Genomic DNA, 20,720 nt, shown 5'->3' with positions numbered 1-20,720 from the left:
AGCTACTGGATAGTGCCCTGGGAAACCGTGGTGGCGCAGGCCATTGCCATGGACTCGGTGGGGCGCCATGGCAAGACCACCCAAGGCATGCTGGTGGTGGGTTTCAAGAACCCGGACCCGAATGCGAAGGAAGGCGAACGGGACTGCAGCATGGGATTCAGTTGTGGTGGCGGCACAACGGCAATGCGCCTGTGGGAGTGCATGCGCAGCTATATGGAAATAGGGCCGGAAGCGGTGCCGCTGGAAAATGACCTGGAAGGCACACGAAAACTATTGGGAGGGCGGGGAGCCATCTGGGGAAGTATCTGGATGTTCTATGCCGGCATAAAAAAGCACTTACTCGCCAAGGAGTTCGGTAAAGCACTATGGCTGATATTTACGATTGTCGCCTTCGGGACCCCCTTGGCAGCTATGCTGCAAACCTGGAAGCTGGCGCCGCCTCCCGATTTGACCGACCCCGCCATAGTCGAATGGTCCGCCCCCCTGCCACCCGAACAATGGGCCAAGCGCTCCCCTGAGTGGGACGAAGCCATTCGCCGACGTGAGGCTGAGTTGGCGGGAGAGGCTGTGACGTGACACGCCCCATTCCACCGAGCAGCAGCGGGAGTTCGACCTGTTGCTGATACTGCTTCACCAAGTTCCCTGGGCGATACCGTCAGCCTGGAATCCGCTCGCTCCTACGAGGGAATGGCCGCCCTCACCCCAGCCCTCTCCCGCGCGTCCGGTCCTGGGGAGGGCATGCGGCGGGTGCGGAAGAGGGCTGGGGTGAAGGGCCGCCCGCTGGGCGGGCGGCTTGGGTTCAGAACTGGTAGTTGACCGTGGCGGTGACGTTGCGTTTCTCGCCGAAGTAGCAGTAGTCGAGGTTGTAGCAGGAGGCCACGTAGTCCTTGTCCAGCAGGTTGTTGGCGTTGAGGCTGACGTCCAGGCCCTTCATGCCGAGCTTGCCCAGGTCGTAGCCGATGCGGGCGTCGACCAGGGTGTAGTCGGGCACGCGCAGGGTGTTTTCCTTGTCCGCCCAGGTCTCGCCGACGTAGCGGGCGCCGCCGCCGATGCTCAGGCCGTCCAGCGGGCCGGCGTCGAAGGCGTAGTCGGCCCACACCGAGGCCATGTGCTTGGGCGCCTGGTTCGGGGTGTGGCCCTGGTTGCCGTCCAGCGCCTTGCTGTAGGTGATGTCGGTGTAGGTGTAGCTGCCCAGCAGCTTGAGGTTCTGCGTCGCCTGGATGTGCGCTTCCAGTTCCAGGCCCTGGGAGCGGATCTCGCCCACCGAGGTGTAGAAGTTGTCCTGCGGCTCCTTGGTGGCCACGTTCTCCTGGGTGATGTGGAACAGCGAGGCGGTGTACAGGCTGGCGCTGCCCGGCGGCTGGTACTTCAGGCTCAGTTCCCACTGCTTGCCTTCGGTGGGCTCCAGCGGGGTGCCGTTCTGGTCGGAGTAGGCGTTGGGGTTGAACGACTCGGAGTAGCTGACGTAGGGCGCGATGCCGTTGTCGAACAGGTAGAGCACGCCGGCGCGGCCGGTGAATTTCTTCCAGTCGTCGTCGGCCTTGCTGCCGGCGCTGCGGTTCTTGTCTTCCACCGTCACCCAGTCCTGGCGCATGCCCAGGGAGAAGCGCCAGTTGTCCAGGTCGATCAGGTCCTGGGCGTAGACGCCGGTCTGCTCCAGGCGGCGGGTGTGGTTGTCGTCGGGGTAGTAGCTGATGGCGTCGTTGCCGTAGACCGGGTCGAAGGCGTCCAGCGGCGCGACCGAGCCGGAGGACCAGTCCACCGAGGTGTGCCGGCGCTGGTAGTCCAGGCCCATCAGCAGGGTGTGCTGCGCCGCGCCGGTGGCGAATTCGGCCTGGGCCATGTTGTCGATGATGTAGGCCTCCAGGCGCTCGCGGGCGCCGGAGAAGTAGCGCGTCAGCTCGTTGCTGTCCGGGGCGGTCCAGCCGTAGCCGTAGACCTGCGCCAGGCTCACGTCGGACTCCAGGTAGCGGAAGTTCTGCCGCGCCGACCAGACGTCGTCGATGCGGTGCTCCAGCTGGTAGCCGAACATGCGCTGGGTGCGGTCGAAGTCGTCGATGCTCGGCTCGCCGTCGAAGAAGTCGCGGTCGATCTTGCGGCCGTTGTGGTGGTGCAGCGCGCCGTCGGCCGGCACGCCGCTGTGGTAGCCGCCGTTGGGGTCGTGCTGCAGGTAGCCCTGGAGGGTCAGGGTGGTGTCGTCGCTGAAGTCGATGGCCAGGCTCGGGGCGATGGCGTAGCGCTCTTCCTTGGTGTGGTCGAACTGAGTGTCGGCGCCCTTGCCCAGGCCGACCACGCGGTAGGCGATGCGTTTCTCCTCGTCCAGCGGGCCGCTGAAGTCGAAGCCCAGCTCGCGCTGCTGCATGTTGCCGACGCTGGCGGTGACCTGGTGGTAGTCCTCGTACAGCGGCTTCTTGCTGGTCAGCGCCACCAGGCCGCCGGGCAGGCTGCGGCCGTAGAGCACCGAGGACGGGCCCTTGAGCACGTCGATGCGCTCGAGGAAGTACGGGTCGACCTGCATCGAGCTGAAGGTGCCGCTGTCGCCCATGGCCTTGAGGCCGTCCAGGTAGATGTTGTCCACGCTGTTGTCGGCGAAGCCGCGCATGACGATGTAGTCGTAGCGGTTGGAGGCGCCGACCTGGCCGGTGAAGATGCCGGGGGTGTAGCGGATCGCCTGCTGCACGGTCTTCGAGCCCTGGTCCTGGATCTGCTCGCGGGTCACCACCGAGACGCTCTGGCTGGTTTCCAGCAGGGCCTTGGAGGTCTTGGTGGCGATCTGGCTGTGGGTGGCCAGGTAGCCGTCCTCGCTGCCCAGCGCGTTGCCCAGGGCGAACACGCTGGTGGCCGGCAGGGCCAGGGCGTCCTGGGGCGCGACGCTGCGCAGCACGTAGCTGCCGTCGCCCTGGTCTTCGGCCTGCAGCGGGGTGTCGGCGAGCAGGCGGGCCAGGCCCTGGTCCACCGAGTAGGTGCCGTTGAGCCCTTCGGACTGCAGCCCGGCGGTCTGCTGCGGGGTGGCCGAAAGGGTGATGCCGGCCTCGCGGGCGAAGCTGTTGAGCACCTCGCCCAGGGGCCCGGCGGGGATGGCGTAGGCGCGGCTGCGGGTGACGCTGGCGGCGTCGGCGGCCCAGGCCGTCAGGGGCAGGGCGCTGCCCAGGGCGGCGCACAGCAGGGCGCCGCGCACGGCGATGGAGAGGCGGCTGGCGGGGGAGTTCGGGGCGGGAGATCGGGCCGGGACTGCGCGCATGGAGGGGTATCCGTCAGGGCGGGAAATGGGAGGGTTTATCTCCATGCCGGCCGATGATGGAAAACCCGACAAAAATAATTCTCATCCGCGAAAATTTCCGATGGCGCCCATGCGGCTCTTCGTAGGAGCGAGCTTGCTCGCGAATGGAGTTTCCAGGTGGCTTAGATGTTTTGGTTTGACTCCGTCCCCTCTCCCCAGCCCTCGGCTGCGCGCCCCGCCCTGAAGGGAGAGGGGGCTAGTCCGTGCCGAGAGGAGGAATGGTTTCAGCCGGAAACCTTCGGTGCTGCCGGCTAACGCCAGAACACCCAGCCCTGCCCAACGGTCCCCTCTCCCTTCAGGGAGAGGGTTAGGGAGAGGGCGCTCTCATGCCTGGCACCGGCATGACCGGGAAACTCCGTTCGCGAGCAAGCTCGCTCCTACAGGTACAGGGGAGTGCGGTTCAGGCGCGGGCCTCGATGGTCACCCACCAGTCGCTGCGGCGCATGACGCGTACCGGCAGGGTGCGCGGCAGCAGGTCGAGGAGTTTGTCGGTGTCGTCCAGGCGGAACACGCCGGACAGGCGCAGGTCGGCCACCAGCGGGTCGCAGCCGAGGTGGCCGTGGCGGTAGCGGGCGACCTCGGCGAGGAAGTCGGCCAGGCGCATGTCGCGGCTGACGATCAGGCCGTCGGCCCAGGCGCTGCTGTCCATGCCGCTGGCGGCCAGCGGGGTGGCGCCGTTGGCATCGACCAGGTAGCGCTGGCCGGCCTCGGCCACCGTGCTGGTCTGGCCCAGGCGGCGCGGGGCGATGGCCACGGCGCCCTGCTGCACGCTGAGCAGGGTGTCGCTCGCATTCTGGCGCAGCACGAAGCGGGTGCCCAGGGCTTCGAACAGGCCGTCGCGGTTGCGCACGCGCAGCGGCCGGGCAGGGTCCTTGGCGGTGCTGACGAGGATTTCGCCGCGCTGCAGGACCAGCAGGCGCTGCTGCGGAGCGAAGAAGACGTCGACGGCGGTGTCGGTGTTCAGCTGCAGTTTGCTGCCGTCGGCCAGGACGAAGCGCTTGCGTTCGCCGATGCCGCTGGCGTAGTCGGCGCTCCAGCGCTGCCAGGGGCCGAGGTCGCGGCTCAGCCACAGGGCGGAGCCGCCCAGGGCGACCACCGAAAGCAGTTTCAGGGCTTGGCGCCGTTGCAGGCGCTGGCTGCCTTTCTCCAGCGTTTCCAGGGCCACGCGGCTGCCCGGCACGCTCTGCAGGCCGCTGCGCAGTTCCTGGTTCAGCGACTGCACGCGTTGCCAGGCCAGTTCGTGCTCGGCGCGCTGGGCGCGCCAGTGGGCGCAGGCTTCCTGCACGGCCGGATCGGCGCCGCCGGAGAGGCGCAGCATCCACTGGATGGCCTGCTTGACCACTCGGGCGTCGGGTTGCAGTTCGGCGGCGGCGTTCATTCGGCGTAGCGCGCCTGGTAGCAGTGGAACAGCGCCTCGGCCACGTAGCGCTCCACCGAGCGCACGGAAACCCCGAGCCGTTCGGCCACCTGTGCGTGGGGCAGGCCCTCGCACTGGGCCAGCAGGAAGGCGCTGCGCACCTTGGGATTCAGGCCGTCGAGCAGGCGGGCGATGCTTTCCAGCAGTTCCAGGAGCATTTCGCGGGTTTCCGCCGAGGGCGCTTCCGCCTCCGGCAGGTGGGCGATGGACTCCAGGTAGGCGCGCTCCAGCTCCTCGCGGCGCCAGTGGTCGATCACCAGGCCACGGGCGATGGTGCGCAGGAAGGCGCGCGGGGTGCGCAGCTCCAGCAGCTCCTGCTTGAGCAGCACGCGCAGGAAGGTGTCCTGGGCCAGGTCGGCGGCATCCGCGGCGTTGCCCAGGCGGCTGCGCAGCCAACCGTGCAGCCAGCCGTGGTGGTCGCTGTACAGCTGGTCGATGTCGAGGGTGGAGGAGGCCATGGGCGCCGGGAAAGATGAAGAATGATAATTCGTCGCATTTTCATCAACGCACTGGCCATTTGCAAGCGGGACGCGGGTGGGTCTTCCTGTAGGAGCGAGCTTGCTCGCGAACATTCCCTGGCACCTCAACTCTCCCCTGTCATTCCCGCGAACGCGGGGATCCAGAGTCTCTGGGTTCCCGCGTTCGCGGGAATGACGAGGGGAAGGTGTGGTGCGAAGCGGGTTCGCGAGCAAGCTCGCTCCTACGAAAAGCCGAAAGCCGAAAGCCGAAAGCCGAAAGCCGAAAGCCGAAAGCCGAAAGCCAAAAGCCAAAAGCCAAAAGCCGGGAAACGGAAATCCTCAGCGGTACCACCGCGGCGTATACACCCAATCACCACCGCCGGCGCGGGGGAAGCGGCGGGTCAGCGACGAGCCGATGATCACCAGGGTGCGCATGTCCACCATCTCCGGCTGCAGCTCGCCGAGGGTGAGCGTGCGCAGCGCCTCGGCCGGGCGGCCGATGTCGCGGCCGAGCACCACCAGGGTTTCCGGCGCGCGGTGTTGGCGGACGATCTCCAGGGCGCGGCCCAGTTGCCAGGGGCGGGCCTTGGAGATGGGGTTGTAGAAGGCCATGGCCAGGTCGGCGGCGCCGGCGTGGTCCAGGCGCTTTTCGATGACTTCCCAGGGCTTGAGGTTGTCCGACAGCGAGATCAGGCAGAAGTCGTGGCCCAGCGGCGCGCCGGCCTTGGCCGCGGCGGCCAGGGCGGCGGAGACGCCGGGCAGCACTTCCAGTTCGACGTTGTGCCACTCGGCATCGCTGCTTTCATGCAGCGCTTCGACCACCGCCGCGGCCATGGCGAACACGCCCGGGTCGCCGGACGACACCACCACCACCCGCCGGCCGCTGGCGGCCAGTTCGAAGGCGTGGCGGGCGCGCTGCATCTCCTCGCGGTTGTCGCTGCAGTGGCGCACCTGGTCCGCGCGCAGTGGTTCGGCCATCTTCACGTAGGTCTCGTAGCCGAGCAGGTCCTGGGCTTCGTCCAGGGCGCGGCGCACCGCCGGCGTCATGTGCTCGGCGGCGCCGGGGCCTAGGCCGATCACGCTCAGGCGCCCGCGTGGGCGGCCGATGCCGGCGGCCTGCTCGGGGGATTCGGCGAGGCGCAGGTGGATGCCTTCCTGCGCCACTGGCAAGGCTTGCGCATCGATGAAACGCAGAGGCACGCCGAGCGCCTTGGCGGCCTCGGCAAGGCCCGCATCGGCCATGTACCGGCGCGGAGCGAGCAGCGCGGCCAGGGTAGCCTCCGCCAGCCCTGACGCGTGCAAGGCCTGGCGGACCCGCTCGGCAAGGTTGTCCACAGGCGCGGCGACTTCCGCCAGCACCTGGCGCGGGTGGATCAGCAGTTCGTCGCGTTGCGCCGGGCGTGCCTCGCAGGTCACCTGCACGCTGCGCCGGGCGTCCTCGGCCAGCGGCAGGCGCGCTGCGGCCAGCCAGGGGGCGTCGCCGTCGATGCGCAGGCTTTCTCCACCCAGCAGGTCGGCGACGAAGCGCTTGCCCTGCTCGATGTCGGCCAGGGCGTAGCCTGGCGGCGGCTCCAGCAGGCAGGTGCCGAAGCGCAGCTCGCCGCTGGTGGTGATGGCTGGCGCCACTTCCAGCGCGGCGGCGATTTCCCGGGCCAGGCGGTTGACCCCGGCCAGGCCGCCGAGCAGCGGCACCACCGCGCTGCCGTCCTCGGCCACGGCCAGCACAGGCGGTTCCGCGCCCTTTTCCTGCAGCGCCGGGGCCAGGCTGCGGATGACGATGCCGGCGGCGCACAGGGCGATGATCGGGGTGTTGCCGCGGTAGAGCGCGCGCAGGGTGTCGCCGAAGTCCTGGTAGCTTTCCTCGGCGCCGTCGACGCGGCCCTGCAGGCCGTGGATGCGCGCCTGTGGATAAAGCGCCTGCACGCGCCGGGCGGTGGCCAGGGCGCTGGCGCCGAGGATGACGATGGCGGGGGAGGCGTTCATCAACCGCGCCACCTCTGCCCGGGGATCACCACCATGGAGAAGTAGGGCGAGGCCATCGGGTCCACCTCGTCCAGCGGCACGATGCGCTGCTCGCGCATGGTCGCCCGCTCCACGTAGTGCGCGCCGCCGTCGCGGCCCAGTTCGCGCAGCACGCGGCGGACCTTGTCGAAGTTGCGCCCGAGCTTCATCACCACCGCCGCATCGGCGGCCGCCAGGCGCTGCTTCAGCTCGTCCTCCGGCAGCACGCCGGAGAGCACCGACAGGCTCTGGTTGCGGTACACCAGCGGCACGCCGAGCACCGCCGCGCTGCCCAGCATGGAGCACACGCCGGGCACCACTTCGGCCGGGTAGCGCTCGGCCAGGCGGTCGTGCAGGTACATGTAGGAGCCGTAGAAGAACGGATCGCCCTCGCAGATCACCGCGACGTCGCGGCCGGCTTCCAGGTGGCCGGCGACCTGTTCGGCGGCGGTGTCGTAGAAGTCGCTGATGACGCCCTCGTAGGTCAGCGGCGGTTCCAGTTTCTCGGTGGTCACCGGGTACACCAGGGGCAGGCGTTCCTGGCTCGCCCCCAGGTGCTGCTCGATGATGCCGAAGGCGTTGCCGCCGTGGCCGGCGTGGTGCTTGGCCTTGGCCACGAAGTAGGCGACCACGGGCGCGGCTTGCAGCAGACGCAGGGCCTTGAGGGTGATCAGCTCGGGGTCGCCGGGGCCGACGCCCAGGCCGAGCAGGCGGCCAGTCATCATTCCACCTCCGTGGCCAGGGCGTTCACCGCGGCGGCGGCCATGGCGCTGCCGCCGCGGCGGCCGCGGACGATGACGTAGGGCACGCCGCGGCTGTCGGCGGCGAGCAGGTCCTTGGATTCGGCGGCGCCGACGAAGCCCACCGGGAAGCCGAGGATCAGCGCCGGTTTCGGCGCGCCGGCGTCGAGCATCTCCAGCAGGTAGAACAGCGCGGTGGGGGCGTTGCCGATCACCACCACGCTGCCTTCCAGGTGTTCGCGCCAGTGCTCCAGGGCCACCGCCGAGCGGGTGTTGCCCAGCTCGCGGGCCAGGGCCGGGACGTCCGCTTCGTTGAGTGTGCAGATCACCTCGTTGGCCGCCGGCAGGCGTGCGCGGGTGATGCCCTCGGCGACCATGCGCGCGTCGCAGAGGATCGGCGCGCCCGCCGCCAGGGCCGCGCGGCCGATGGCGCCGGCGCCGGGGGAGAAGCGCAGGTCCTGCACCACGTCGACCATGCCGCAGGCGTGGATCACCCGCACGGCGAGCTTTTCCAGGTCAGCGGGAATGGCCGAGAGGTCGGCTTCGGCGCGGATGGTGGCGAAGGACTGGCGGTAGATCGCCTGGCCGTCGCGGATGTAGTCAAGCATCGGGTAGGGCTCCGGGATCGCGCAGCCGGTCGGCCGCGGCGTCGAGGGTCAGGTCGCGCGCCAGCGGCTGGCCGAAGCCGGCGTGGCCGGGGGCGCGGCGGTAGAGGTCGTAGCGGCCGTCGGCGACGGCCAGCAGGGTCAGCGGCGCCACGTGGGCGGCGGCGCAGGAGCGCGGGCAGCCGCACAGGTGCACGCCGGCGGGCAGCGGCGCGCTCAGGCGTTCGGCCAGGCGCAGGGCGTCGGCCTTGGTGTCGGCCAGGCCGCGGGCGCAGCCGGCCGAGCCGCTGCAGGCCAGCAACCGGGACAGCGGCTGTTCGGCCGAGGCGATCAGGCCCAGGCTGTCGAGTGCGGCGAGCACGGCGCTGGCGCGCGCGGCCGGCACGTTGGGCAGCAGCAGGCCCTGCCAGGGCGTCAGGCGCAGGCTGCCGTCGCCCTCGCGTTCGGCGAGGTCGGCCAGCTCGCGCAGCAGTTCGCTGTGCAGCCGGCCGAGGACGAAGCCTGCGCCGACGCTGTACAGGCCGCCCTGGCGCTGTGGGCGGATGCCCAGGTGGGCGAAGGGCTCGACGGCGGCGCGGCGCCAGTCGGCCACGTCGTGTTGCAGCGGCAGGTCGAGGCGCGCCAGCAGGTCTTGCGCGGGAACCTTCGCCAGCAACTGACGCATGCGCGAGACGCCTTCGCCGGCCAGGTCGAGGAACAGGTTCAGCAGGGCCTCGACCAGGGCCGGCACCTGGTCGCGGGCGACGGCGGCGAGTGCGGGTCTGTCCTGCGCGCGCAGCGGCGGGCAGCCGGCCAGGCCGAAGGCGAAGCGCCCGGCGTCCATGGCCGACAGCCAGATGTCGTGGGGGTGTTCGAGCATTGCCAGGGATTCGCCGCCATCCAGCTGCAGGGCGAACTTGGGCGACAGGCCGTGGAAGCGCGGCTCGTCCTGCAGCAGGTCGAGCAGCGTGGCGGCCAGCGGCGCGACGTCCAGGGCCTGGGCCGGGTCGAGGCCGGCGGCGGGGCTGAGCAGCAGGTTGCGCACGTCGTCGGCGGCGGCCACCCGCGGGCCCAGCCCGGCCTGCAGCAGCTCGGCGGACAGCGCCGCGCCGGCGCCTTCGTGCACGCCGCGGATCTGCAGGTTGGCGCGGTTGGTCGCCTCCAGCACGCCGTCGGCATGGCGTTCGGCGGCGCGGGCGATGGCCCTGGCGCCACTGGTGTCGAGGCGCCCGCCGGGCAGCTTGATGCGGCAGATGCCGCCATCGCCGGAAGCGACCACGCGCAGCAGCCCCGGGCAGGGCGACGGGCGGATTTCGACAGGGGGGACGGGCGGCAGATTCGGCACAGGGTCACCATGGCTGGGTCGCGGTGACCTTGCGGATCGCCCCTGGTGGGAGGATCTACAACATCGATACACCCCGCTCGATGCTTGCACGCGCGACTGGTCCCGTCGGCAGGTCTCCTGGCTGGCAGGTCGTCGCCCGACGCGGCCTTCCCGGTCTCCCAGTGGCCAATGACGCGTGGACTCGCTGCTTACAGTTGCGGGGGCAGCCGCGCTTGGATGGCTCCTGCGCGTTCCCTCTTCGGCCCTGATGGGCACCGACGAAGGCTGTATTATGCCCGCTTTGCCCGACCCCTTGAAAACCCTGCCCGTCGGAACGCTCGGCGGCGCAGTGTCGCAACGCAGAGGAACCCCCATGACGCCCTGGCTGACCATCGTCGGCATCGGCGAGGACGGCTATGCCGGCCTCGGCAAGACCGCCCGCCGCGCCCTGCTGGCGGCCAGCGACGTGTTCGGCGGCGAGCGCCAGCTGGCCCTGCTGCCGCCGTGCATCGGCGCGCAGCGCAGGCGCTGGCCGAGTCCCTTCGACATGGCGCCGCTGCTGGCGCGGCGCGGTACTCCGACCTGCGTGCTGGCCAGCGGCGACCCGCTGTTCTTCGGCGTGGGAGCGAGCCTGGCGCGGCAGCTGCCGGCGGCGGAAATACGCGTGCTGCCGGCGCCATCCTCGGTGAGCCTGGCGGCGGCGCGGCTGGGCTGGGCGCTGCAGGACGTGGAGCTGCTGTCGCTGGTGGGCCGCCCGCTGGCGGCGCTGAACGCGCGCCTGCATCCGGGGCGCCGCCTGCTGGTGCTGTGCGCCGATGGCCGCAGCCCGGCAGCGGTGGCCGCGCTGTTGCGCGAACGCGGCTTCGCGCCGAGCCGGCTGAGCGTGCTGGAGCACCTGGGCGGCGAGCGCGAGCGGCGCATCGACGGCCTGGCCGCCGACTGGTCGCTGGACGAGGCCGCCGCGCTCAACGTGCTGGCCATCGACTGCGTGGCCGGCGCCGATGCCCGGCGCCTGGCGCTGACCCCCGGCCTGCCCGACGACGCCTACCGCCACGACGGCCAGCTGACCAAGCGCGACGTGCGCGCGGTGACCCTCGCGCGCCTGGCCCCGGAGCCGGGCGAACTGCTCTGGGACGTCGGCGCCGGCTGCGGCTCCATCGGCATCGAATGGATGCGCGCGCACCCCGCTTGCCGGGCCTTCGCCATCGAGGCCGATGAAAGCCGCCTCGGGCACATCGCCCACAACCGCGACGCCCTTGGCGTGCCCGGCCTGCAGCTGGTGGCCGGGCGCGCGCCGGAAGCCCTGGAAGGCCTGGAGGCGCCGGACGCCATCTTCATCGGCGGCGGCGTCACCGTGCCGGGCGTGCTGGAGTACTGCTGGGATTGCCTCAAGCCCGGCGGCCGGCTGTTGGCCAACGCGGTGACCCTGCAGAGCGAGGCGGCCCTGGTCGGCTGGCGCGAACGTCACGGCGGCGAGCTGGTGCGCCTGCAGGTGGCCCAGGCGCAGCCCCTGGGCGGTTTCGACACCTGGCGCGCGGCCCTGCCGATCACCCTGCTGGCGGTGCGCAAGCCGTGAGCGGCAAACGCATCCTGCTGCTGGGCGGCATCGGCGAGGCCCTGGCCATCGCCCGCCGCCTCGGTCCCGGTCACCTGTACAGCCTGGCTGGCCTGGGCAAGGTGCCGGACGACCTGGCCTGCCAGGTGCGCGTCGGCGGCTACGGCGGCGCGGAGGGCCTGGCGGATTTCATCGCCGGGCAGGGCTACGACCTGCTGCTCGACGCCACCCATCCCTACGCCGCGCAGATCAGCCGCAACGCCGCCCGCGCCGCGCAGCTGGCCGGCGTGCCCTGCTGGGCGCTGCGTCGCCCCGGCTGGCATCCCCGGGCCGGTGACGATTGGCGCGAGGTGGAAGGCTGGGCGCAGCTGATCGCCGCCCTGGCGCCGTTCGAGCGGCCGCTGTTCACCCTGGGGCGTGAGCCGCTGGAGCACCTCGGTGAGATTCCCGAACATCAGTTCTGGACCGTGCGCTGTTTGCAGAGCCTGCCCGGAACCGAACGCGCCGAGGTGCTGGGCGCGCGCGGACCCTTCAGCCTGGAGGGCGAGCGCGAGCTGTTCGTGCGCCTGGGCACCGACGTGCTGGTGAGCAAGAACAGCGGCAGCCAGGCCACCGAGCCGAAGTTGCAGGTGGCGAGGGAGCGGGGCGTGCCGGTGCTGATCCTGGCGCGGCCGGAATTGCCTGAGGTGGATCGGCGGTTCGACAGCGTCGAGGCACTGTGGACGGCGTTGGAGCCGCTTCTGTAAGGCTGGGTTCGCGAGCAAGCTCGCTCCTACTGGTTGTGCCCCTGCGCTCTTCGTAGGAGCGAGCTTGCTCGCGAACTGCCCGCCGACACATTGCCGAAGCTGGAGCTGTCCGAGGTGGATCGACAGCGCTGTGCCCACTCGCATGAGAGCCCCTCTCCCCAACCCTCTCCCGCAAGCGGGAGAGGGGGCCGTCCGGCGTGGGCGGGTTGTCCGGCGTCAGCCGGCGCGATCGACGCGGCGGGGGCGTCGGCGTATAACCGCGAACGGTCATACGCACGACGCGAACAGGGAGTGGCGGAATGTTGCGAATCCTCGGCAAGGCCTCATCGATCAACGTGCGCAAGGTACTGTGGACCTGCGCCGAGCTGCAGCTTCCCTACGCCAGGGAAGACTGGGGCAGCGGTTTCCGCGCCACCGACTCGGAGGAATTCCTCGCGCTCAATCCCAATGCGCTGGTGCCGGTGCTGGTGGACGGCGATTTCGTGCTCTGGGAGAGCAATGCCATCTGCAGTTACCTCGCCAGCCAGTACCCGCGCGACGAGCTGCTGCCGTCCGCGCCTCGCGAACGGGCGCTGGTGGAGCAGTGGATGGGCTGGCAGGCCACCGAGCTGAACAACGCCTGGCGCTACGTGTTCATGGCGCGGGTGCGCAACAGCCCGGCCCATGCCGATGCCGCGGCCATCGCGGCGAGCGAGCGGGAATGGGGCCGGCTGATGGCGCTGCTCGACCGCCAGCTGGAGCGCACCGGCGCCCATGTCGCCGGCGAGCGTTTCAGCCTGGCCGACGTCGCCATCGGCCTGTCGGTGCAGCGCTGGTTCATGACGCCGATGCAGCGCCCCGAACTGCCGGCCGTGGCCGCCTATTACCAGCGGCTGGGCCAGCGTCCGGGGTTCTGCGAGCACGGTTGCAACGGCCTGCCCTGAGCCTGCTTCAGCGCAGGGGCAGGTCGCCGATGGCGCGGTATTCGGCGCCGAGGTTCGCGGCCAACTGGCGGGCGCGGCCGAGGCGCACCGGGCCGCTCTCGATATCCACCAGCAGGCTGGCGCAGGGCAGCGGCGCCAGGGACGGGCAGTCGCTCAGGCGGCCATCGGTGACGATCAGCAGGCGCTGGCGTTCGCCGGGCTTGTGGCGTTGGCGCTGCTGCAGCCAGTCGGCGGCCTGGGCCAGCGCCTCGGGCAGCGGCGTGCCGCCGCCGGCGCCCAGTTCATGCAGCCAGTCGCGCAGCTGCGCCGAAGCCTTCTGCCCCTGCCACAGCCAGCGCGGCTGCCGTCCCGCGGCGTGCAGCACGGCCAGGCGCGCGCGTTGCCGGTAGGCCTGCTCGAAGACCTCCGCCAGCAGGCCCTTGGCCTGGCCCAAGGCGCCGTGCCGGCGGGTGCTGGCCGAGGCGTCGACGATCACCAGCCAGAGTTCGCGGGGCTTGGCGCTGCGGGCGCGCAGCACCAGGTCGTCACGCTTCTTCGGGCGCCCGCGAAGGAAGGTGGCTGGCCAATCGACGCGCGACTGCGCGCCGTGCCGGCGGGCGCCGCTGCGGCCGCCGGCGAGTTGGCCGGGTGTGGGGCTGGCATCCGCGCCTGGGGCCGGGCGCGGGCGGATGCTCAGGGCTTTTTTGGCCAGCCCGGCAGTTCGCGGGCGGCGCCGGCGGGCACGGCGCGGGGTGGCAGTTCGCCCCACTGGCCTTCGTTTTGCGCGCCTTGTTCGGGCTGGTTGGCGGCCGGGGCCTGGGGTGCCTGCGGCTGCGCCGGTGCTGGCGGTGTATGACGGCGGCGATGGGCGAGGGCGAAGGGCTCCAGGGCGTCGATATCTTCCTTCTCGATGCGCTCGGCGCCGCGCCAGGCGGCATGGGCGCGGGCGCCGCGCAGCCAGACCAGGTCGGCGCGCAGGCCGTCCACCCCGGCGGCGTAGCAGCGCTCGGCGATGGCCTGCAGCGCGGCGTCGTCCAGGGGGATGCCCAGCAGGCGCTGGCGGGCCTGGGCGCAGCGCTGGCGCAGGGCGTCCTGCTCGGCCTGCCAGTGGCCGAGGAAGGCCTGTGGGTCGGCGTCGAAGGCCAGGCGGCGGCGGACGATCTCGGCGCGCTCGGCCGGCGGCGGCGTGCCGCCCAGCTCGACCTTGAGGCCGAAGCGGTCCAGCAACTGCGGGCGCAGTTCGCCTTCCTCGGGGTTCATGGTGCCGATCAGCACGAAGCGCGCCGGGTGGCTGTGGGACAGGCCGTCGCGCTCGACGTGGTTGACGCCGCTGGCGGCCACGTCCAGCAGCAGGTCCACCAGGTGGTCGGGCAGCAGGTTCACCTCGTCGACATAGAGCACGCCGCCGTCGGCATTGGCCAGGATGCCCGGGGAGAAGCGCGCGCGGCCCTCGCCCAGGGCGGCGTCGAGGTCCAGGGTGCCGACGATGCGTTCCTCGCTGGCGCCCAGGGGCAGGGTGACGAAGCGCCCGCCGTCGAGCAGGTCGGCCACGCCGCGGGCCAGGGTCGACTTGGCCATGCCGCGCGGGCCCTCGATCAGCACCCCGCCGATGGCCGGGTCGATGGCGGCCAGGCACAGCGCCAGTTTCAGGTCGTCGGCGGCGACCACGGCGGCGAGGGGGAAGTGCGGTTGCATGGGCGTTACCTGCGGCGAGCTTGGGCATGCTTGAAAGGCGAATGGTAGCGAAGCCGGCGCGGCCGGGCGAGGCGCCGTCGATGAAGGCGATAGGAAAGGATGATTGAAAGCCCCGCGCCGATGCGGTAGCTTGGCCGGCATCTTGTGGAGATAACCATGCCGTCCAGCCTGTCCATCCAGTCCCTCGCCCGCCCCGGTGCCCTCGGCTCCGCGGTCGTTCGCGCGCAGGTGCTGGCCGCTGCCGCCGGTTATTTCTTCTATGGGTATTGGTTTAGCCACAGGCGCGCCTGATACCCCACAGGCGCCCTAGCAAGCAGGGTCGCCAACCAGACAGTTTCACGAAACCCCGGTCGGCAACCCGACCGGGGTTTTTGTTTTTCCGGCCCACAAGGCCAACGCAATTCCAACAGAGGATCGAAACATGACCGCCTACACCACCTACCGCTATTACCGCACCTCCGACTGGCGATTTAGCAGCCGTACCGCTGCCACACCCGAACTACTCAGTCGAACACTCAGATAGCGCCGCGCGCGGCCATGACCGCGCCGGCCAAGGATGCCAGTCCATGAATTCCTCCGTTTCCGCCCTGATCCGCAACGACCTGCCGCAGTCCGCCGAAGTCCTCGAACTGCCGCGCCCCTCCGCCCGCCGCCGCGAACAGCCGCTGCCGAGCCCCGCCGAACTGCGCCAGCGCCTGCCGCTTTCCGCCGCCCTGGCCGAACGCGTACAGCACGACCGCCAGGCCATCCGCGCCATCCTCGACGGCCGCGACCCGCGCCTGCTGGTGGTGGTCGGCCCCTGTTCCCTGCACGACGCCGATTCCGCCCTCGACTACGCCGAACGCCTCGCCGCACTGGCCCCCGAAGTGAGCGACCAGCTGCTGCTGGTGATGCGCGCCTACGTCGAGAAGCCGCGCACCACCGTCGGCTGGAAGGGCCTGGTGTACGACCCGCGCCTGGACGGCAGCGGCGACATGGCCGAGGGCCTGGCGCTGTCGCGCCGGCTGATGCTGGACATGCTCGAACGCGGCCTGCCGGTGGCCACCGAGCTGCTGCAGCCGCTGGTGGCCGGCTACCTCGACGACCTGTTGGGCTGGGCCGCCATCGGCGCGCGCACCAGCGAATCCCAGGTGCACCGCGAGATGGTCAGCGGCCTGGACCTGCCGGTGGGCTTCAAGAACGGCACCGACGGCAGCCTCGGCATCGCCTGCGACGCCATGCGCTCGGCGGCGCACCCGCACCAGCACTTCGGCATCGACGGCCTGGGCCGCCCGGCGCTGGTGCAGACCCTCGGCAACCCGGACACCCACCTGGTGCTGCGCGGCGGCCACGGCGGGCCGAACTACGACGTGGCCAGCGTGCGCGCGGCCCGCGAGGGGCTGGAAAAGCAGGGCATCCCGGCGCGGATCATGGTCGACTGCAGCCACGCCAACAGCGCCAAGGACCCACTGCGCCAGCCGGCGGTGCTGGCCAGCGTGCTCGACCAGCGCCTGGGCGGCGACGCCTCGCTGCGCGGGGTGATGCTGGAGAGCCACCTGTTCGACGGCTGCCAGCCGTTGAAGGGGGAGCTGCGTTATGGGGTTTCCATTACCGATGGGTGCCTGGGGTGGAGCGGGACCGAGGCGTTGTTGCTGGATGCGGCGGGGCGGTTGCGGCGGGGGTAATGGGCTCGGCGTAGGGCGTATAACGCTCCGCGTTATACGCCGTTTATCCGATGTTTCCGCGTGCTCCGGGGGCCCGTTACGGAGCCGCTGTTTGGGGGGCGCTTCGGGGTCGACCGGGAGGCCGGGCATGAGGTGGGTGTATCGGCGTATAACCGCGAACGGTTATACGCCCTACGTTACTGGATCCGGCGGGGGTGAGGCTTGTAGGAGCGAGCTTGCTCGCGAACGGTGCCAACCGGCTGCTCTGATGCTGGGCTGGGCGCCTTTCCCTCTCCCCAGCCCTCTCCCTGAAGGGAGAGGGGGCTAGTCCGTGTCGAGAATGGATTTGGAGTCAGCCGGCGACTTCGTACTAGCCGGCTGACTCAGGAATACCCACGTACTCCGAACGGTCCCCTCTCCCTTCAGGGCGGGGCGCGCAGCCGAGGGTTAGGGAGAGGGCGCTCTCATGCCAGGCACCGGCATGGTCGGAAAACTCCGTTCGCGAGCAAGCTCGCTCCTACGAAGAGCCAGCGCGCGCCTCACTGCTCCTCGCTATCCACCAGAATGTTCTCCAACGCCTCACGATACTCCCCAGGCTCCTGCCAAAGCCCACGCTGCTGCGCCTCCAGCAGGCGTTCGGCCATGTCGCGCAGGGCCTCGGGGTTGTGGCGTTGGATGAATTTGCGGGTGTCTTCGTCCAGCAGGTAGGCGTCGGCCAGTAGCTGGTACTGGTGGTCTTCCACCAGTTCGCTGGTGGCGTCGAAGGCGAACAGGTAGTCCACCGTGGCGGCCATTTCGAAGGCGCCCTTGTAGCCGTGGCGCTTCATCCCTGCGATCCATTTCGGGTTCACCGCGCGGGCGCGCAGCACGCGGCCGAGTTCTTCCTTCAGCGTGCGGATGCGCGGGTTGTCCGGCTGGCTGTGGTCGCCGTGGTAGCTGGCCACGCGGCGGTCCTGGATGACTTCGGCGGCGGCGAGCATGCCGCCCTGGAACTGGTAGTAGTCGTTGGAATCGAGGATGTCGTGCTCGCGGTTGTCCTGGTTGTGCAGCACCGCCTGCAGGCCGTCCAGGCGCTGGGCGAAGCGTTCGCGGGCCGGGGTGCCGTCGTCGCCGGCGCCGTAGGCGTAGCCGCCCCAGTTGAGGTAGGCCGCGGCGAGGTCGGCGCGGCTTTCCCAGCTGCGTTCCTCGATCACCCCCTGCACGCCCGCGCCGTAGGCCCCGGGCTGGGCGCCGAAGATGCGCCAGCCGGCCTGGCGCCGGGCTTCTTCCTCGGTCACGCCGCTGGCTTGCAGTTGCGTGCTTTCGGCGCGCACGCGGGCGGCCAGGGGGTTCATGTCTTCCGGCTCGTCCAGCGCTGCCACCGCCTGCACCGCGGCGTCGAACAGGCGTATGAGGTTGGCGAAGGCGTCGCGGAAGAACCCGGAGACGCGCAGGGTCACGTCCACCCGCGGGCGGTCGAGCAGGCTCAGCGGCAGTATCTCGAAGTCTTCCACGCGCTGGCTGCCGGCCTGCCACACCGGGCGCACGCCGAGCAGCGCCAGGGCCTGGGCGATGTCGTCGCCGCCGCTGCGCATGGTCGCCGTGCCCCACACCGAAAGGCCGAGCTGGCGCAGGTGGTCGCCGTGGTCCTGCAGGTGGCGCTCCAGCAGTCGGCTGGCGGACTGGAAGCCGAGGCGGTAGGCGGTGGGCGTGGGCAGGTTGCGCACGTCCACGGTGAAGAAGTTGCGCCCGGTGGGCAGCACGTCCAGGCGCCCGCGGCTGGGCGCGCCGCTGGGGCCGGCGGGGACGAAGCGGCCGTTCAGCCCGGCGAGCAGCTGGCCGATCTCGTTGGCGCCACAGGCGTCCAGCAGTGGCGCCACGTTTTCGCGCAGTTGCCGGAGGACCAGCGCGCTGGCTGCGCCGGGGCCGTCGAGGTCCTGCTCGATCAATTGCAGGGCCAGCAGTTCCAGGCGCTCGCGGGTGTCGCCGTTGCTGCGCCAGGGCTCGTCGCTGACTTGCTGGAGCACCTTGGGGCGCGGGCCGTCCCAGGGCTCGGCGAAGTTGCTGTCCAGCGGATCGCGGCCCAGTTGCAGGTCCGCCGCCAGGGCGCGCAGCAGGCTGGCGTTGCCGCCCTTGCCGTCGCCCCGGGGGATGCGCACCAGCGACAGCAGGGTGTCGCGGCGCAACTGGCCCGCCGGCGATTCGCCGAACACGTGCAGGCCGTCGCGAATCTGCGATTCCTTGAGGTCGCAGAGGTAGGCGTCCAACTGCGGCAGCCAGCTGTCTTCGTCGTCGTTGAGTTGCAGGCCCAGCTCGCGGTCCAGGGCGGCGGCGCGCACCGCGTCGAGGATTTCCCCGCGCAGCTGCACGGCGCGGCGCGGGTCCAGCAGCGAGGCGTCGTAGTACTCGTCGGCCAGGCGCTCCAGGTCGCGCAGCGGGCCGTAGTTCTCGGCGCGGGTCAGCGGCGGCATCAGGTGGTCGATGATCAGCGCCTGGCTGCGGCGCTTGGCCTGGGCGCCCTCGCCGGGGTCGTTGACGATGAACGGGTAAAGGTTCGGCAGCGGGCCGAGGATCGCGTCCGGCCAGCATTCTTCGGACAGGCCCACGCCCTTGCCCGGCAGCCATTCGAGGTTGCCGTGCTTGCCGACGTGGATCAGCGCATCGGCGCCGAAGGCCTCGCGCAGCCAGAAGTAGAAGGCCAGGTAGCCGTGCGGCGGGACCAGCGCCGGGTCGTGGTAGATGGCCGCCGGGTCGAGCTGGTAGCCGCGCGCCGGCTGGATGCCGACGAAGGCCAGGCCCAGGCGCAGGCCGGCGACCATCATGCGCCCGTTGCGGTGCATCGGGTCCTGCTCGGGCTCGCCCCAGCGTTCGCGCACGGCGCGCTGGTTGGCCTCGGGCAGGCGCGCGAAGCAGGCCAGGTAGTCGGCCAGCGCCAGGCTCTGGGCGCAGGGGCGCAGGTCGAGGTTGTCGAGGTCGTTGCTCACCCCGCCGAGCAGGCTGTGGATAAGCGCGTCGCCAGTCTCCGGCAGGCCGGCCACCGGGTAGCCCGAGGCCTCCATCGCCCGCAGGATGTTCAGCGCCGCCGCGGGCGTATCCAGGCCGACGCCGTTGCCGATGCGCCCGTCGCGGGTCGGGTAGTTGGCCAGGATCAGCGCCACGCGCTTGTCGGCGTTGGCCTTGCGCGCCAGCAGCACCCAGCGCCGCGCCAGCTCTGCGACGAAATCCATGCCCGGGCGGTGCGCCAGGTAGCAGACCACGTCGCTCTGGCTGCGCTCGCTGCGCCAGGCCAGGCCCTTGAAGCTGATGGGGCGGGTGATCAGGCGGCCGTCCAGTTCCGGCAGCGCCACGTGCATGGCCAGGTCGCGCGGGCCCAGGCCCTGGGCGTTGGCGCGCCACAGTTCGAGGTTGTCCAGCGAGCAGATGGCCTGCAGCACCGGCACGTCGCGGCGGAACGGGCGGGCCTGGGGCGCGTCCGGGTTGGACTGGGCGAAGCCGGTGGTGTTGATGATCAGCTCGGCGCAGGCCTCGTCCAGCAGGGCCTCGACCTGTTCCAGGCAGGCCGCTTCCTTGAGGCTGGCCACGGCGATCGGCAGCGGGTTGAGCTGCTGCGCGCGCAGGCTGGCGCAGAAGGTGTCGATGAAGCCGGTGTTCGCCGCCTGCAGGTGGGTGCGGTAGAACAGCAGCGCCGCCACCGGCCAGCCGGGGTTCCACTCGGCCTGCCAGTGGCCGAGTTCGGCTGCGGCGTGGCCGGGGTGGTGCAGGGCGACGCGGGGCAGGGCGCGCGGTTCGTTCCAGGGATAGGCGCGGTCCAGGTACTGGCTGGCCAGGTTGGCGAAGAATTGCCGGGCGTTGTCCAGGCCGCCCTGGCGCAGGTACTGCCAGAGGCGTTCGGCCTCCTCGGGGGGCACGCTGCACAGCGCGGTGAGTTCGGGGTCGGGCTTGTCGTCGCCGGGCACCAGGATCAGCGTGGCGCCGCGCTCGGCCAGGGCCACCAGTTGCTCGATGCCGTAGCGCCAGTAGCCGACGCCGCCGTGCACCGAGATCAGGATGACCTTGGCGTGCCGCAGCACCTCGTCGACGTAGAGGTCCACCGAGGCGTGGTTCTGCAACTGCATGGGGTTGGCCAGGCGCAGGCTCGGGTAGTCCGCCGGCAGTTCGCGGGCGGCCTCGGCGAGCAGCGCCAGGTGCGAGTCGCCGCTGCAGAGGATGACCAGCTCGGCGGGCGTCTGGGCCAGGTGGGCGATGCCGTCGTCGGGGACGAAGCCGCCGGGTTGGGTGCGCAGCAGGTGCATGGGGTCGCCTCGGTCTATGGCTTCTCGTAGGAGCGAGCTTGCTCGCGAACCAACCCCGCTGCGGAGCCGTTCGCGAGCAAGGGCTAGGCGCCCCCCTCGCTCCT

The 20,720-nt window shown here is 70.8% G+C and carries 15 protein-coding genes, 1 pseudogene and 1 riboswitch; of the genes and pseudogenes, 6 read left to right on the top strand and 10 right to left on the bottom strand.

Annotated features, from left to right (window positions below; genetic code table 11):
• Positions 1-576, top strand: a pseudogene (locus BM060_RS33005) (hypothetical protein); the annotation flags it as partial.
• Positions 577-799: 223 nt separating this feature from the next.
• Here BM060_RS33005 and BM060_RS19490 read toward each other — a convergent pair.
• The 7 genes from BM060_RS19490 to cobG form a co-directional block, all read right to left on the bottom strand.
• A complete protein-coding gene (locus BM060_RS19490; RefSeq protein WP_074982081.1) occupies positions 800-3,241 on the bottom strand; it encodes a TonB-dependent siderophore receptor in 2,442 nt (813 codons plus the stop codon).
• Between the two features lie 439 nt (positions 3,242-3,680).
• On the bottom strand, positions 3,681-4,658 hold the full coding sequence (locus BM060_RS19485; RefSeq protein ID WP_074982077.1) for a FecR domain-containing protein: 978 nt from the start codon (positions 4,656-4,658) through the stop codon (positions 3,681-3,683).
• The gene (locus BM060_RS19480; protein WP_074982075.1) at positions 4,655-5,155 is read right to left on the bottom strand and encodes a sigma-70 family RNA polymerase sigma factor; all 501 of its coding nucleotides are present in this window, start codon (positions 5,153-5,155) and stop codon (positions 4,655-4,657) included. The genes BM060_RS19485 and BM060_RS19480 overlap by 4 nt, the downstream gene beginning before the upstream one ends.
• Before the next feature lie 339 nt (positions 5,156-5,494).
• A complete protein-coding gene (gene cobJ / locus BM060_RS19475) occupies positions 5,495-7,138 on the bottom strand; it encodes a precorrin-3B C(17)-methyltransferase (protein ID WP_074982073.1) in 1,644 nt (547 codons plus the stop codon).
• A complete protein-coding gene (locus BM060_RS19470; RefSeq protein WP_167858393.1) occupies positions 7,138-7,881 on the bottom strand; it encodes a precorrin-2 C(20)-methyltransferase in 744 nt (247 codons plus the stop codon). The genes cobJ and BM060_RS19470 overlap by 1 nt, the downstream gene beginning before the upstream one ends.
• Positions 7,878-8,504 carry a precorrin-8X methylmutase gene (locus tag BM060_RS19465; RefSeq protein ID WP_009617200.1) on the bottom strand — a complete coding sequence of 209 codons (627 nt, stop codon included), beginning with the start codon at positions 8,502-8,504 and terminating at the stop codon, positions 7,878-7,880. Before BM060_RS19465 ends, BM060_RS19470 begins: the two co-directional genes overlap by 4 nt.
• Positions 8,497-9,825 (bottom strand): precorrin-3B synthase, encoded by a 1,329-nt coding sequence (gene cobG, locus BM060_RS19460; protein WP_074982068.1) that lies wholly within the window; start codon positions 9,823-9,825, stop codon positions 8,497-8,499. Before cobG ends, BM060_RS19465 begins: the two co-directional genes overlap by 8 nt.
• Positions 9,826-9,915: 90 nt before the next feature.
• Positions 9,916-10,099, bottom strand: a riboswitch (cobalamin riboswitch).
• 78 nt (positions 10,100-10,177) lie between these two features.
• Here cobG and cbiE point away from each other — a divergent pair.
• The 3 genes from cbiE to BM060_RS19445 all read left to right on the top strand — a co-directional run bounded on the left by cbiE (position 10,178) and on the right by BM060_RS19445 (position 13,028).
• Positions 10,178-11,380 carry a precorrin-6y C5,15-methyltransferase (decarboxylating) subunit CbiE gene (cbiE, locus tag BM060_RS19455; RefSeq protein WP_074982064.1) on the top strand — a complete coding sequence of 401 codons (1,203 nt, stop codon included), beginning with the start codon at positions 10,178-10,180 and terminating at the stop codon, positions 11,378-11,380.
• On the top strand, positions 11,377-12,105 hold the full coding sequence (locus tag BM060_RS19450) for a cobalt-precorrin-6A reductase (RefSeq protein ID WP_074982062.1): 729 nt from the start codon (positions 11,377-11,379) through the stop codon (positions 12,103-12,105). The genes cbiE and BM060_RS19450 overlap by 4 nt, the downstream gene beginning before the upstream one ends.
• Before the next feature lie 299 nt (positions 12,106-12,404).
• A complete protein-coding gene (locus BM060_RS19445) occupies positions 12,405-13,028 on the top strand; it encodes a glutathione S-transferase family protein (RefSeq protein WP_058071834.1) in 624 nt (207 codons plus the stop codon).
• A gap of 7 nt (positions 13,029-13,035) precedes the next feature.
• Here the strand turns inward: BM060_RS19445 and BM060_RS19440 are convergent, their stop codons facing one another.
• Both BM060_RS19440 and BM060_RS19435 read right to left on the bottom strand, forming a co-directional pair.
• Positions 13,036-13,719: a vWA domain-containing protein gene (locus BM060_RS19440; RefSeq protein ID WP_074982097.1), complete on the bottom strand. Its 684-nt coding sequence runs from the start codon at positions 13,717-13,719 to the stop codon at positions 13,036-13,038.
• Positions 13,701-14,702, bottom strand: a complete 1,002-nt coding sequence (locus BM060_RS19435) for a magnesium chelatase ATPase subunit I (protein ID WP_074982059.1) — start codon at positions 14,700-14,702, stop codon at positions 13,701-13,703. The genes BM060_RS19440 and BM060_RS19435 overlap by 19 nt, the downstream gene beginning before the upstream one ends.
• Positions 14,703-14,858: 156 nt before the next feature.
• Here BM060_RS19435 and BM060_RS33370 point away from each other — a divergent pair, with 156 nt between their 5' ends.
• Both BM060_RS33370 and BM060_RS19430 read left to right on the top strand, forming a co-directional pair.
• Complete coding sequence (locus BM060_RS33370; protein ID WP_009617212.1) at positions 14,859-14,993, top strand: hypothetical protein; 135 nt, start codon at positions 14,859-14,861, stop codon at positions 14,991-14,993.
• A gap of 275 nt (positions 14,994-15,268) precedes the next feature.
• Positions 15,269-16,366 (top strand): 3-deoxy-7-phosphoheptulonate synthase, encoded by a 1,098-nt coding sequence (locus tag BM060_RS19430; RefSeq protein WP_058488437.1) that lies wholly within the window; start codon positions 15,269-15,271, stop codon positions 16,364-16,366.
• Between the two features lie 518 nt (positions 16,367-16,884).
• On the opposite strand, the gene cobN is transcribed toward BM060_RS19430, so the two are convergent.
• The gene (gene cobN, locus BM060_RS19425; RefSeq protein ID WP_074982057.1) at positions 16,885-20,616 is read right to left on the bottom strand and encodes a cobaltochelatase subunit CobN; all 3,732 of its coding nucleotides are present in this window, start codon (positions 20,614-20,616) and stop codon (positions 16,885-16,887) included.
• Positions 20,617-20,720: the final 104 nt, after the last annotated feature.

Origin of the sequence: Pseudomonas citronellolis (assembly GCF_900112375.1) — a bacterium.
GTDB classification, from domain to species: Bacteria; Pseudomonadota; Gammaproteobacteria; order Pseudomonadales; family Pseudomonadaceae; genus Pseudomonas; species Pseudomonas citronellolis.
This window is presented reverse-complemented; position numbering and strand designations above follow the sequence as displayed.

Bases quoted from the DNA above. Each gene is read 5' to 3' on its own strand.
- BM060_RS19490 (WP_074982081.1), bottom strand. From the start codon at position 3,241: ATGCGCGCAGTCCCGGCCCGATCTCCCGCCCCGAACTCCCCCGCCAGC.
- BM060_RS19485 (WP_074982077.1), bottom strand. From the start codon at position 4,658: ATGAACGCCGCCGCCGAACTGCAACCCGACGCCCGAGTGGTCAAGCAG.
- BM060_RS19480 (WP_074982075.1), bottom strand. From the start codon at position 5,155: ATGGCCTCCTCCACCCTCGACATCGACCAGCTGTACAGCGACCACCAC.
- cobJ (WP_074982073.1), bottom strand. From the start codon at position 7,138: ATGAACGCCTCCCCCGCCATCGTCATCCTCGGCGCCAGCGCCCTGGCC.
- BM060_RS19470 (WP_167858393.1), bottom strand. From the start codon at position 7,881: ATGATGACTGGCCGCCTGCTCGGCCTGGGCGTCGGCCCCGGCGACCCC.
- BM060_RS19465 (WP_009617200.1), bottom strand. From the start codon at position 8,504: ATGCTTGACTACATCCGCGACGGCCAGGCGATCTACCGCCAGTCCTTC.
- cbiE (WP_074982064.1), top strand. From the start codon at position 10,178: ATGACGCCCTGGCTGACCATCGTCGGCATCGGCGAGGACGGCTATGCC.
- BM060_RS19445 (WP_058071834.1), top strand. From the start codon at position 12,405: ATGTTGCGAATCCTCGGCAAGGCCTCATCGATCAACGTGCGCAAGGTA.
- BM060_RS19435 (WP_074982059.1), bottom strand. From the start codon at position 14,702: ATGCAACCGCACTTCCCCCTCGCCGCCGTGGTCGCCGCCGACGACCTG.
- BM060_RS33370 (WP_009617212.1), top strand. From the start codon at position 14,859: ATGCCGTCCAGCCTGTCCATCCAGTCCCTCGCCCGCCCCGGTGCCCTC.
- BM060_RS19430 (WP_058488437.1), top strand. From the start codon at position 15,269: ATGAATTCCTCCGTTTCCGCCCTGATCCGCAACGACCTGCCGCAGTCC.
- cobN (WP_074982057.1), bottom strand. From the start codon at position 20,616: ATGCACCTGCTGCGCACCCAACCCGGCGGCTTCGTCCCCGACGACGGC.